This window comes from Flavobacterium sp. (genome assembly GCF_036515215.1).
Lineage (GTDB): Bacteria > Bacteroidota > Bacteroidia > Flavobacteriales > Flavobacteriaceae > Flavobacterium.
Map to the genome: position 1 here is coordinate 1 of NZ_DATBVQ010000180.1, position 13,029 is coordinate 13,029.

Here is a 13,029-nt window from a genome sequence, read left to right on the forward strand (position 1 = left end):
ATAACAACCGATTCAAAACCTTTATTGCGCATGATGGCGTATTCAACACCCAAAGCATGTTTGGCACAACCGAAGAACTTTTCTTTGCCAACTGGGATTTTGGAGGCGCTTATTGGGAAAAAGACAATGCGATTGCCCAAAAAACCTACACTACATTTAACCCAGCAACTTTGGTTGATAAATGGAACACTCCGATATTAATTTTTCAAGGAGGTAAAGATTTCCGTGTCCCAATTGGGCAAGGACAAGAAGCGTTTCAAGCGGCACAATTGCTCGGAATAAAAAGCAGATTCATTTACTTTCCCGAAGAAAACCATTGGGTTCTTAAGCCTCAAAACGCACAAGTTTGGCAAAAAGAATTTTTCAAATGGTTGAAAGAAACGCTGTAGCGTGTTAAATTTGATTTCTTTCGTAACATTTATGGCTATTCAACAACAAATAACTAAACCTAAACAATAAAAAAATGTATAGATTTCCAATAAAAAATTTGTTTATTGCCTCCGCACTTGTAGTAGGGATGAGCTCTGTTTCTGCCCAAGATGGCCTGGTAAATTCATTAAAAATCAATGCAAGTGAAAACAGCGTTGAAAGTTTCAAATTTACGGACGTAATCAATCTTGCCAACACTTCGGTAAAAAACCAAGGTTCGTCAGGAACTTGCTGGAGCTATTCCACAAATTCCTATTTAGAATCAGAGATGATACGATTGGGCAAACAGCCCGTAGAGATCTCTCAGGTGTTCTCAGCCCGTAATGCTTATGTGGAAAAAGGTAAAAATTATGTTCGTATGCACGGGGCGGTTTCCCTTGGCGATGGTGGAGAATTACACGATGTAATTAACATGTACAAAAAATACGGAGCCGTTCCACAAGAAGTATATAGCGGATTGAATTACGGCACATCAAAAAATAAATTTGCTGAAATGGCAGCTATTTCTGAAGCATTACTGGCTGCAGTTGTGAAAAATCCAAATGGGGAGCTTACGCCAAATTGGGAAAAAGCCCATGCAGCGGTCATCGATTCTTATCTGGGTGAAGTCCCAAAAAACTTTGATTATAAAGGAAAAAATTATACCCCTCAAACTTTTGCCAAGGAAGTAGTGGGGATTAATCCTGATGAATATATTGAGTTTGCCTCCTATTCGAATGAACCTTATTATGCAAAAACAATGATGATGGTTCCGGACAATTGGTCTTTTGATTTGGTTTATAATGTAAAGATGAACGACATGACAAACATCATTGACAATGCGCTAAAAAACGGATATACGGTAGCCTGGGCAACTGATGTGAGCGAAAAAAGCTTTAGCTGGAAAAATGGAGTCGCTTACGTCCCAACAAAAAAGTTTGACGATATGACCAAAGAGGAAAAAGAAAACATGTTCAACGGTCCTAAAGAGGAACTGGAAATCAGTGAAGACATTCGTCAAAAAGCATTCGACAACTATCAAACCACCGATGATCATGCGATGCATATTGTTGGAATCGCAAAAGATCAACTGGGTAAAGAATATTATATAGTTAAAAATTCTTGGGGAATTACGAACGATTACAAAGGATATTTATATGTAAGTAAGAATTTTGTTAAATACAAAACGACTTCTTTCATGGTAAACAAAGCCGGAATCCCTGCTGAAATTTCAAAAAAAATCGGAGTGTAATCATACACAAAACAAAAATTCCGGAAATTACTTTCTGGAATTTTTAATTATGTTTCACAAAAAAACCTCACTGCAAAGTGAGGTTTTTTTTATTAATATCTCTTATTACTCAGGAGCAATCATTTTGAAAGTATCCATAAATGCGGTAGTATAATCTCCGGCTATATATCTTGGATCATCCATTAATTGTCTGTGAAAAGGTATTGTTGTTTTTATTCCTTCAATAACAAACTCATCTAATGCTCTTCTCATTTTACTGATTGCTTCCTCGCGAGATTGTGCAGTAGTAATCAGTTTAGCAATCATCGAATCGTAATTTGGCGGAATCGTATAACCTGAATACACGTGAGTATCTAAACGAACTCCGTGTCCACCCGGCATATGTAGTGTTGTAATTTTTCCCGGTGAAGGTCTAAAGTCATTATAAGGATCTTCAGCATTGATACGACATTCGATAGCGTGCAATTGTGGCAAGTAGTTTTTACCCGAAATAGGTATTCCCGCAGCCACCATAATTTGCTCACGAATTAGATCATAGTCAATAACTTGTTCCGTAATTGGATGCTCCACTTGAATACGGGTATTCATTTCCATAAAATAGAAATTACGGTGCTTGTCGACCAAAAATTCTACCGTACCTGCACCTTCATATTTAATGTACTCAGCCGCTTTTACCGCAGCTTCACCCATTTTAATACGCAATTCGTCAGTCATGAATGGAGAAGGTGTTTCTTCAGTCAATTTTTGATGACGTCTTTGTACAGAACAATCTCTTTCAGATAAGTGACAAGCTTTTCCATAAGAATCACCCACTATTTGGATTTCAATATGACGAGGCTCCTCAATCAGTTTTTCAAGATACATACCGTCATTTCCAAAAGCAGCCGCCGATTCTTGACGAGCGCCTTCCCAAGCTTTAAGTAAATCTTCTTCTTTCCAAACCGCACGCATACCTTTTCCACCACCACCAGCAGTTGCTTTAAGCATTACGGGGTAACCGAAAGATTTTGCTATTTCTTGAGTTTGTTCATAGGACTCCAATATTCCCACTGAACCTGGAACACACGGAACTCCCGCTTCAATCATAGTCGATTTAGCGGATGCCTTATCGCCCATTCGGTCAATCATTTCTGGAGAAGCTCCAATAAATTTGATACCGTGTTCCTGACATATTTTCGAAAACTTCGAATTTTCAGAAAGGAATCCGTATCCCGGATGTATGGCATCTGCATTTGTTATCTCTGCAGCGGCAATAATATTTGACATTTTCAAATAGGACAAGTTGCTTGGAGGCGGCCCTATGCAAACAGCTTCATCAGCAAACCTAACATGCAAACTTTCTGCATCAGCAGTGGAGTAAACAGCCACTGTTTTAATGCCCATTTCTTTGCAAGTTCGTATTATACGAAGTGCAATTTCTCCTCTATTTGCAATTAATATTTTTTTAAACATCTATTTTGAGTTATGAGTTATGAGTTATGAGTTTTTTTAAAATTATGATTGACAACAAGACCAATTCATAGTTTATAATTCATAATTTATAATTAATTAAGATGGGTCAACTAAGAATAAAGGTTGGTCAAATTCTACAGGAGACATATCGTCAACCAAGATTTTCACGATTTTACCGGAAACTTCAGACTCTATTTCGTTAAATAATTTCATTGCTTCAATAACGCAAAGAACATCACCTTTAGCAATAGTAGTTCCTACTTCTACGAACATTGGCTTATCGGGAGATGGTTTTCTATAAAATGTTCCAATAATTGGCGATTTTATAGTTATGTATTTTGAATCCTCCGCTACCGCAACTGGAACAGAAGCAACTGGTGCGACTGGCTGAGGAGCTAAAGCTTGTTGAAATGGAGTTTGAGAAGGCATCTGCTGAACATAAGTGGTCTCTGTCGAATTTCCTTCTAAAGTTGTTCTGATGGTGATTTTTACATCATCCATTTCCAATTTAACTTCTGCAACTCCCGAGTTTGCTACAAATTTGATTAGGTTCTGAATTTCTTTTAAATCCATAATTATCTGTGTTTAGTTTAAATTTATTTTTTGTCGTATGCCCATTTTAAATAAATGGAACCCCAAGTGAATCCCCCGCCAAATGCAGCGAGAATAATAGTATCTCCTTTTTTGAACAAATGTTCAAAGTCACTAAGTACTAAAGGCAAGGTTGCAGAAGTGGTATTTCCATACTTTTCTATATTCATCAAAACCTTGGATTCATCTAAATTCATTCTATTGGCCGTAGCGTCTATGATACGCTTGTTTGCCTGATGCGGAACTAACCAATCCACGTCTTCGTTCGTTAGGCTGTTCCTTTTCATAATAAGTTCACTAGAATCGGCCATATTAGTCACTGCATATTTAAATACAGTTTTACCGTCTTGAACAATATTGTGCTTGTTTTCTTTTACTGTTTCAAATGAGGTTGGATTAAGAGATCCTCCAGCATCGATTTTAAGAAAATCTCGGCCTATACCATCACTTCTTAAATACTCATCTTGTAGTCCCAGTCCTTCATAATTAGGTTCAAACAATACGGCTCCCGCCCCATCGCCAAAAATTATGCAGGTAGACCGGTCTGTATAATCTACAATAGAAGACATTTTATCTGCTCCGATCAGCAGTACTTTTTTATATCTACCGGATTCAATGTAGGCGGCAGCGGTTGACATTCCGAATAAAAAGCTGGAACATGCTGCTTGCAAATCATAGGCAAAAGCATTTGTCGCACCTATCTCGGTGGCAACATACACTCCTGTAGAAGCAACTGGCATGTCTGGTGTTGCCGTTGCCATAATTATCAAATCGATATCTAAGGGATCGATATTTGTTTTCGACAATAAATCTTGTGCCGCTTTTATAGCTAAAAAAGACGTCCCTTTATCATCATCCTTCAGAATCCTTCTTTCTTTAATTCCTGTTCTCGAAGTTATCCACTCATCATTTGTATCAACCATTGTTTCAAGCACTTTGTTTGAAAGAACAAAGTCAGGAACATATGCTCCAACAGCGGTTATTGCGGCTGTAATTGTATTCATTGTATTCGAATATTTTTTTTCAAATGTTACCATTTGGAAAAACGTTTAAAAGAGGTGAAAATTACAAAAAAAAATCCAAACCAATTGTTTTGCAACTTCTTATTTAGTCAAAATTATAAACAACAAAAAAACTCTCACGATGTGAGAGTTCCAATATCATTTACAAAAAAATGCATTAAGCAACAGTTACAGACTTATCTATAACAACTTGCCCTCTGTAATACATTTTCCCCTCATGCCAGTAGGCTCTGTGGTATAAATGTGCTTCACCCGTAATTGGGCAAGTAGCGATTTGTGCTACGGTAGCTTTGTAATGTGTTCTTCTCTTATCTCTTCTTGTTTTGGAGATTTTTCTCTTAGGATGCGCCATTTTACTATATTATTTATCCGTTAATAGTTGCTTTAATTTGTCCCAACGTGGGTCAATATTTTCTTCTGTTTTTTCTTTTGTTTTTTCTTCTACTTCTGCTTCTTCTTTCAATATCAGTTCATTCAGCTTTGCAAGCGCTTCAGTTTTCAAACTTCCGTCAATTACTCCTGGATGAACCCGTCTTAGAGGTACTGAAAGTACAATCATTTCATATATATACTGCGCAATGTCTATTTCAAACTCTCCGAACGGTAGAATCAGTAATTCTTCATTGTCATTATTATACTCGTCACCAAAACGAACTATCAATTTCATCTCACCTTCTATCGGCAAGTCAAAATCTTCGCTTGTAAGATCACATGGAACATTCACTGTTCCCTCATGCTTGAAAATCAACTCCAGCATCGTACTTTTTTTCTCTAAAACCACATTTACTTTGATGTCCGAATTTTCAAATTCGTCGTAATCAAAGATTTCAAAGAACGCATTACTTATTTGATATTCAAAATGATGTTTTCCTAGCTTTAACCCTACAAAAGGAATTAAATATTGTTTAGTCTTATTCATTTCAACACAATTTTGCCCCAAACTTCGGGAGTGCAAAGATATAAAATTATTATAAAACTAATAAGCTTATTTATCTTTTTTTATACACTACTGTTTTTCTTTAATTTTAAGCGGTTTTTGACTGATCTCCGCATAATGAATTCTGGAGCGATACACATCCAAGGCAAGGTACACTGCCTCTTTGAAGGAGTTATAATCCGCGATGCCCTTCCCTGCAATATCGTATGCGGTACCATGATCAGGAGAAGTTCTGATTTTATTTAAACCCGCCGTGAAATTGACGCCTTTACCAAAGGACAATGTTTTAAAGGGAATCAATCCTTGATCGTGATAAGCAGCAATTACGGCATCATAATTTTCATATTGTCCACTTCCAAAAAATCCGTCAGCTGCAAAAGGGCCAAAAACCAATGTCCCTTTTTCAAATAATTTTTTAAGAACAGGTTTTAGTATAGCATCGTCTTCCTTACCTATCACGCCACCGTCGCCACAATGCGGGTTTAACCCCAAGACAGCAATTTTTGGCTTATTGACACTAAAATCCTGAATTAGCGATTGTCTAACTGTTTCTATTTTCTGTTTAATAAGGTCCTCCGTGAGATGTGAAGCCACTTCACTCAAAGGAATATGATCCGTCAACAACCCTACCCTCAAATTATCCTGAACCATTAACATTAACGCATTGCCTTCCAGTTCTTGATTTAAATAATCCGTATGACCCGGAAACTTAAAAGAATCGGACTGAATGTTGTACTTATTTATTGGTGCCGTCACCAGCAAATCTATCAATCCCTCTTTCAGTGCCTTTGTAGCCGCGACAAATGACTTAACCGCATACTCACCAACTTTATCATCGTTGACGCCCAGGTTTAAATCCACGCCCTCTCTCCAAAGATTCAAAACATTAATCTTCCCTGGCAGAATTTGGTCTAGCTTGTCAATTCCATGCAAGGCAACCGCCGACTCTAGATTCTTTTTTATAAATGACATTATTTTCACATTGGCAAAAATGACAGGCGTACAAAGCTCCAACATCCGTGAATCCTCGAAAGTTTTCAACACCACTTCGCTTCCAATACCGTTTAAATCTCCTATTGAAATTCCGACGATAATATTTTCTGCTTTTTTCATCATGACCACAAGTTATTTATTGCTAATTTTGAAGTGCAAATTTAGTAAAATAAAACAAGAAATGTTTACAGGAATAATAGAAACCCTTGGTACCATCCAAGAAATACAAAAAGAGGAAGGCAACCTTCACATCACAGTAGTGTCTTCAATTACAGCCGAACTCCAAATCGACCAAAGTGTCGCCCACAATGGAATTTGCCTGACCGTGGTCGCACTGAAGGACACCTCCTATACGGTAACGGCTATTGACGAAACAATCAAAAAAACAAATCTGGGAAATTGGAAAGTTGGTGACAGCGTCAACCTTGAAAGAGCCATGAAACTGGGAGACCGACTGGACGGACATATAGTACAAGGACATGTTGACCAAACGGGAACCTGTATTGTCGCAAAAGAAACTGGCGGAAGCTGGCTATATACTTTTGAATATGACCAAACACTAAACAACCTAACTATCGAGAAAGGCTCGATTACCGTAAACGGTGTCAGCCTAACGGTAGTGGATTCGAAAAAAAATCAATTTAGCGTAGCCATTATACCATACACTCACGAACACACGAACTTCGGCACTTTTGAGGTGGGGACAGAAATAAATCTTGAATTTGACGTTATTGGCAAATATGTTTCCAAATTATACGCGAACAAATAAAGCGGCGATAGCCTACAAAAACAAAAAATACCCAATCTAGCTAGATTGGGTATTTTGTTTTTATGTCATTCTTATATATGATGTAAATTCCTAACAATATTGCAATACCAAACAGTACAAAAATATTCTCATCGATCGGCAAACCAGGCGGCGGCGGCACCCCTGCGACTTTACCCGTAGGACTCGGCGGTGGCGGATCAGTACCCGCAATAGAACACAAGGTCCCGAACAGGAAAAAAAATGAGAGATAAAATTTGTCTGACAAAGTCTTCATAATTTTCAAAAATAGAGAATCAATTGTTATAAAAAAATTAATCTTAACTTTTTATTAAGATTATTTCAGTTAAGAGCGAAAATTAACATAAACATGATATTTTGCAAAGAAAATACATTCTACTAAAGATATGAATTTTGGACGAATATTAACTTCATTGCAATCAAAAACAAAACCCCTCAATATCAACAGATATGAGGGGTTTTTTTGTGGTCCAACCTGGGCTCGAACCAGGGACCACCTGATTATGAGTCAGGTGCTCTAACCAGCTGAGCTATAGGACCGGTTAAGAGTTTGCAATATTACTACTATTTTTCGTTTACTCCAAATATTTTTACCTTTGATTTTTAGTTAACGGCAATATTAAAATGCCAGAAATCGAAAACAACTGATTATTAGATTTCTAATTTTTTGCCGACAGCTAAAATTAATTTATTTCTTGGCATAATTCTATTAAAACCCCATTCGTACTTTTGGGGTGCAGAAAGGCGACCAGCTTGTTATCCGCTCCTTTTTTGGGAATTTCATTAAGGACGACAAAACCTTCCTTCTGCAAACGCGCAATCTCCGACACAATATCCTCTACCGCAAAGGCGATATGGTGAATCCCCTCCCCTTTTTTGTCTATAAACTTGGCAATGGGACTCTCAGGGTTTGTGGCGGCCAAAAGCTCTATTTTATTTGGCCCGTTTTTAAAAAACGAAGTCGACACCCCTTCGCTTTCAACATCCTCACATTTGTAGGCTGGTGCCCCAAAAAGTTTTTCGAAAATTAAATTTGACACCCCTAAGTCTTTAACGGCAATCCCTATATGTTCTATTTTTTTCATTAAAAATGTTTAATTAAATTTTGGTGTCAAATACCGCTCTTTTACGTTACGGTAAATTTACGTATTAAAATCTAAAAAAGTGAGCGGAGACACAAAATCGAGACTTATTTAATACCCGTAATAAATCCATAAAAAATTTCGATTCCATTAATTATAATTGTTATTTTGTAAGTTCTAATACTAATTTGATATGTTGAAAAACAATAGAAGATACATTCTCTTGCTGGCACTTTTGGTTATGATTGGCTGCGCCAAAAGAGGGACGATTACAGGGGGGCTAAAAGACACTATCGCGCCAGTGTTAAAAATGAGCTTCCCAAAAAATTTCAACACCAACTTCAAGGGAAATGAAATTAAATTGGTCTTCGATGAAAACATCAAGCTCAAAAACCTAAACAAGCAATTGGTCATTTCTCCACCTATGAAGAATGAGCCGATAATAACGCCGACATCTGCAAGTAAATTTATTACGATTAAAATAAAAGACACTTTGCAACCCAACACCACCTACAGCTTCAACTTTGGTCAAAGCATAGCCGATAACAATGAAGGGAATCCTTTTAATCAGTTCAAATATGTATTTTCAACCGGTGACTATATTGATTCGCTGTCTTTGGGAGGAAAAATAAAAGATGCATTCAGCAAAGAAGCGGACTCCTTCGTTTCTGTCATGCTTTATGAGGCCAATGATTCCTTCAATGATTCCATTGTTTATAAAGAAAATCCAAGGTATATTACAAATACACTTGACAGCCTGAAAACTTTCAAACTAGAGAACTTGAAAGCCGGAAAATACCTTCTGGTCGCATTAAAAGACTACAATAACAATAATAAATTTGACCCAAACAAGGACAAAATCGGATTCATAAAACACTTTATTACGGTCCCTACCGACACCATATATGAACTGAACCTATTCAAGGAAACACTGCCTTTTAAAGCGCACAAGCCTATCCAGGCATCCGGGAATCGTCTTCTGATGGGATATGAAGGGAACATGAAATCGCCCGATTCGAGACCGAAAATAATCTTGAAAAACAATGCGGAAACCCTCGCTACACTCGTAACCCAGTTTCCCAAAAAAGATTCGCTCCAAATATGGTACAAACCTTTGAAGGCAGATTCTCTCGCCTTGGAAGTACGTAAAGATAAATATGCCGCCAATTTCATCGTCAAAGTAAAAGACCAGAAAAAAGACAGCCTAAACATAACTGCCTTGCAAACCGGCATTTTAAATTTCAGGGATCGATTTGCTTTAGAATCGTCGACTCCCCTAATTAATTTTGATAATTCAAAAATAAAACTGACGGTAAACGATTCCGTTCTTGTAGCTTTTACTACTGAATATGATGATTTCAACCAAAAATTGTTTTTTGATTTCAAGAAAGAACCTGCCGCGAAATATACGTTCACCGCTCTGCCAGGCGCATTAACCGATTTTTATGAGAAATCAAACGACACTTTGATCTATAAAACGAATACAAAAAACACAGCAGAATACGGGAACCTGCGAGTGATATTGCAAAACGTGAAAAATTTCCCTGTCATTGTCGAATTGACCAACGCAAAAGGAGACTTGATTGCCAGCGAATATTCCGAAAGCAACACCACGGTGGACTTTAATTTACTGGAACCTGCACTATTTACATTGCGCCTTATCAATGACGAAAACAAAAACAAAGTTTATGATATGGGCAATTATTTAGAAAAAAGGCATTCCGAAGAGGTGATTTATTTCTCAAAGGAAATAGACGTACGGGCAAACTGGGATGTGGAACAAGTTTTTGATGTTAGTATTCCCTATACTCCGGAACCAAAAAAGAAAGCAGAAAAAGAGAAAAAGGCGGGATTTTAAAACGCTGATTAGCGTTTTTTGATTCCGGACAGATGCAATATCTGAAATAAAAAATGTTTTATTCTTTTATTTCAAAATCATCTCGATCGCTCAGAAAGTCCAATTTTAGTCGAGTTTCCATCATTTTTTCTTTGCTTAATTCAGCGAAAAAAACGCCCTCCAATTCTTGTGGTTCAAGAATGTATTCTCCCAGAAAATCGGCCACTTGCGAATGCCCCACATAAGCATAGCCGTTGTGGTCCTCGCCAATCCTATTGACACCAACAACATAACTCATGTTTTCGATGGCTCGAGCTGATAATATCGTATCCCAAGCTTTGATTCTTGTTTTGGGCCAGCTTGCCACATAAATCAACAAGTCGTAATTCTCGACATTGCGAGAGAAAACCGGGAACCGCAGGTCATAACAAACAAGGGGACAGATCCTCCAACCTAGGTACTCCACAATCATTTTTTGAGCTCCTCTGGAATACACCTTGTCTTCACCGGCAAGCGTAAACAAATGCCTTTTGTCGTAATGCTGTATTTCCCCTGACGGAAAAACAAATAACATCCGGTTATAAAAATTCGAGTTTTCCTCAATCACCACACTTCCCGTTATAGCCGCGTTTCTGGCTTTCGCCAAAGATTGCATCCACAATACCGTTTTGCCCTCCATGGCCTCAGCAACCTTGGCTGGATTCATCGTGAATCCGGTCGTGAACATTTCAGGGAGCACAATCACATCAACTTCCTCCCCGATTGTATTGATTTTATCTTCGAAATAAGCCCTGTTTGCTTCTGGATCCTCCCAGACTAATGCCGATTGAATAAGCGCTATTTTCATTTGGGGTATTTTATAAACATTTAAACATGCAGTTTGATTAATCAATTTACCATTTCATATCGCCAGGCTGAACTTTTATGTTTATTTGTAAGAACAGGAACCAAAATAAGGGGTAGTCCAAGTGGAATTAATGGAGCGGCAAGAACTCCGTAACCGCCGGCGATCAATCCTGCGGTTCCCGCCAACACAAATACGGTCCCTATCACAACAAAGACTGGCGAGGCGACAGATGAAAATTTTGAATGCTTGCTGATGGAAACAATTGAGTCAAGGGCAACCGTCTGATTCTTTATCATGATGTTTTTATCGTCGACTATCGTATAATTGCCAATGATCTTTTCCCCTGAGACAGTCATGACTTTAATCCTTCTATTTTCTGCAAGGAACACCGACTTTTTGCTGTTTTCCTTTTTTAAGGAAATCCCATTTTCTTGGGCCATCAACAGCAAGCCGTTAAGCAAAAAGACAACCACTAACACCCAATTTTTCATAGCAAAATTGTTTCCTCCAGTTGGTAATGCATCCATTGTTTTATTTTTTTTCTAAAGTACGAAATTTATCAACAAAAAAAACGCATCCAAATGAATGAATGCGTTTCTATATTTTATTCGAAATATATTATCCTTTTAGGCTTGCTGACATATATTCTCTATTCATACGAGCGATGTTTTCTAAAGAAATTCCTTTAGGACATTCCACTTCACATGCTCCAGTGTTACTACAATTACCAAAACCTTCGGCATCCATCTGATGCACCATGTTTAATACACGGTCAGTTGCTTCGATTCTACCTTGTGGTAACAATGCATATTGCGAAACTTTGGCCGCTACGAATAACATAGCAGACGAGTTTTTACAACTTGCTACACAAGCACCACAACCAATACATGTTGCGGCATCAAACGCTTCGTCAGCGTCTTTCTTGTTGATTGGAATTGTATTTGCATCGATAGTGTTTCCTGAAGTATTCACTGATATAAATCCGCCTGCATGTTGGATTCTGTCAAAAGAACTGCGGTCAACTACCAAATCTTTTACTACCGGGAAAGCCGCCGCACGGAAAGGCTCAATAGTGATCGTATCACCGTCCTTGAACATACGCATGTGCAATTGACAAGTGGTTACGCCTCTATCTGGCCCGTGTGCTTCACCGTTGATGTATAAAGAACACATTCCGCAAATTCCTTCGCGACAATCGTGATCAAATGCAACAGGTTCTCCGCCCTTGCTCATTAAATCTTCATTGAAAACGTCAAGCATTTCAAGGAATGACATATCCGGCTCAATTCCGTCGATTTGATAATCGACCATTGCTCCTTTATCTTGGGCGTTTTTCTGACGCCATATTTTTAATGTAAGTTTCATACTATTTTAGTTTGAAAGTCATAAAGTCGAAAGTCGAAAGTCGCTTGACATGGAGCCATTTGACTTTAAGACTTTTGCCTTTCGACTAATTGCTATTTGTAATTTCTTTGAACTAGTTTAACGGTGTCAAATACCAAGTCTTCTTTATGTAAAACAGCGTCACTTGGTTTTCCTTTGTATTCCCAAGCAGCAACGTATGCGAAGTTCTCGTCATCACGTTTGGCTTCACCATCTTCAGTTTGATATTCTTCTCGGAAGTGACCTCCACAAGATTCGTTACGGTGCAAAGCATCTTTAGCAAACAATTCTCCTAGTTCAAGGAAATCGGCAACACGAGTCGCTTTTTCCAGTTCTTGATTGAATCCTTTATCAGTGCCCGGGACCTTCACGTCTTTGTAAAACTCTTCACGTAAAGCGGCTATTTCATTAATTACTTCATTAAGTCCTTGAGCGTTT

The 13,029-nt window shown here is 38.0% G+C and carries 15 protein-coding genes, 1 tRNA gene and 1 pseudogene; 4 read left to right on the plus strand and 13 right to left on the minus strand.

Annotation, left to right across the window (positions count from 1 at the left end):
• Together VIH09_RS12365 and VIH09_RS12370 are read left to right on the plus strand one after the other, a co-directional pair.
• Positions 1–389: alpha/beta hydrolase family protein (locus VIH09_RS12365; RefSeq protein WP_331581437.1), on the plus strand; the 389-nt coding region annotated here is incomplete at its 5' end.
• A gap of 74 nt (positions 390–463) precedes the next feature.
• Positions 464–1,660 carry an aminopeptidase C gene (locus VIH09_RS12370; RefSeq protein ID WP_331581439.1) on the plus strand — a complete coding sequence of 399 codons (1,197 nt, stop codon included), beginning with the start codon at positions 464–466 and terminating at the stop codon, positions 1,658–1,660.
• Positions 1,661–1,765: 105 nt separating this feature from the next.
• Here the strand turns inward: VIH09_RS12370 and accC are convergent, their stop codons facing one another.
• From accC to pdxA, 6 genes are all read right to left on the minus strand, one after another.
• Entirely contained in the window at positions 1,766–3,112 is a 1,347-nt protein-coding gene (gene accC, locus VIH09_RS12375; protein WP_331581441.1) for an acetyl-CoA carboxylase biotin carboxylase subunit, read from the minus strand.
• Between the two features lie 96 nt (positions 3,113–3,208).
• Positions 3,209–3,685, minus strand: coding sequence for an acetyl-CoA carboxylase biotin carboxyl carrier protein (gene accB / locus VIH09_RS12380; protein WP_331581443.1), 477 nt, complete (start codon positions 3,683–3,685; stop codon positions 3,209–3,211).
• 23 nt (positions 3,686–3,708) lie between these two features.
• A complete protein-coding gene (locus tag VIH09_RS12385) occupies positions 3,709–4,707 on the minus strand; it encodes a beta-ketoacyl-ACP synthase III (protein ID WP_331581445.1) in 999 nt (332 codons plus the stop codon).
• A gap of 175 nt (positions 4,708–4,882) precedes the next feature.
• The gene (gene rpmF, locus VIH09_RS12390; protein WP_331581447.1) at positions 4,883–5,077 is read right to left on the minus strand and encodes a 50S ribosomal protein L32; all 195 of its coding nucleotides are present in this window, start codon (positions 5,075–5,077) and stop codon (positions 4,883–4,885) included.
• 9 nt (positions 5,078–5,086) lie between these two features.
• Positions 5,087–5,644, minus strand: a complete 558-nt coding sequence (locus tag VIH09_RS12395) for a DUF177 domain-containing protein (RefSeq protein ID WP_331581449.1) — start codon at positions 5,642–5,644, stop codon at positions 5,087–5,089.
• A gap of 87 nt (positions 5,645–5,731) precedes the next feature.
• On the minus strand, positions 5,732–6,778 hold the full coding sequence (pdxA, locus tag VIH09_RS12400) for a 4-hydroxythreonine-4-phosphate dehydrogenase PdxA (RefSeq protein ID WP_331581451.1): 1,047 nt from the start codon (positions 6,776–6,778) through the stop codon (positions 5,732–5,734).
• A 58-nt stretch (positions 6,779–6,836) separates the two neighbouring features.
• On the opposite strand from pdxA, the gene VIH09_RS12405 reads away from it, so the two are divergent.
• Positions 6,837–7,424, plus strand: a complete 588-nt coding sequence (locus VIH09_RS12405; RefSeq protein WP_331581453.1) for a riboflavin synthase — start codon at positions 6,837–6,839, stop codon at positions 7,422–7,424.
• Positions 7,425–7,464: 40 nt separating this feature from the next.
• On the opposite strand, the gene VIH09_RS12410 is transcribed toward VIH09_RS12405, so the two are convergent.
• From VIH09_RS12410 to mce, 3 genes are all read right to left on the minus strand, one after another.
• Entirely contained in the window at positions 7,465–7,698 is a 234-nt protein-coding gene (locus tag VIH09_RS12410) for a hypothetical protein (protein WP_331581455.1), read from the minus strand.
• A 210-nt stretch (positions 7,699–7,908) separates the two neighbouring features.
• Positions 7,909–7,982: transfer RNA gene (locus tag VIH09_RS12415), tRNA-Ile, on the minus strand.
• Positions 7,983–8,125: 143 nt separating this feature from the next.
• Positions 8,126–8,527 carry a methylmalonyl-CoA epimerase gene (gene mce, locus VIH09_RS12420; protein ID WP_331581457.1) on the minus strand — a complete coding sequence of 134 codons (402 nt, stop codon included), beginning with the start codon at positions 8,525–8,527 and terminating at the stop codon, positions 8,126–8,128.
• A 190-nt stretch (positions 8,528–8,717) separates the two neighbouring features.
• On the opposite strand from mce, the gene VIH09_RS12425 reads away from it, so the two are divergent.
• Positions 8,718–10,382, plus strand: a complete 1,665-nt coding sequence (locus tag VIH09_RS12425; RefSeq protein WP_331581459.1) for an Ig-like domain-containing protein — start codon at positions 8,718–8,720, stop codon at positions 10,380–10,382.
• A gap of 58 nt (positions 10,383–10,440) precedes the next feature.
• Here VIH09_RS12425 and VIH09_RS12430 read toward each other — a convergent pair whose 3' ends face one another.
• The 4 genes and pseudogenes from VIH09_RS12430 to VIH09_RS12445 form a co-directional block, all read right to left on the minus strand.
• Entirely contained in the window at positions 10,441–11,208 is a 768-nt protein-coding gene (locus VIH09_RS12430; RefSeq protein WP_331581461.1) for an amidohydrolase, read from the minus strand.
• 41 nt (positions 11,209–11,249) lie between these two features.
• Positions 11,250–11,735 carry a hypothetical protein gene (locus VIH09_RS12435; protein WP_331581463.1) on the minus strand — a complete coding sequence of 162 codons (486 nt, stop codon included), beginning with the start codon at positions 11,733–11,735 and terminating at the stop codon, positions 11,250–11,252.
• A 91-nt stretch (positions 11,736–11,826) separates the two neighbouring features.
• Positions 11,827–12,573, minus strand: a complete 747-nt coding sequence (locus VIH09_RS12440) for a succinate dehydrogenase/fumarate reductase iron-sulfur subunit (protein ID WP_331581465.1) — start codon at positions 12,571–12,573, stop codon at positions 11,827–11,829.
• A 92-nt stretch (positions 12,574–12,665) separates the two neighbouring features.
• Positions 12,666–13,029, minus strand: a pseudogene (locus VIH09_RS12445) (fumarate reductase/succinate dehydrogenase flavoprotein subunit); the annotation flags it as partial.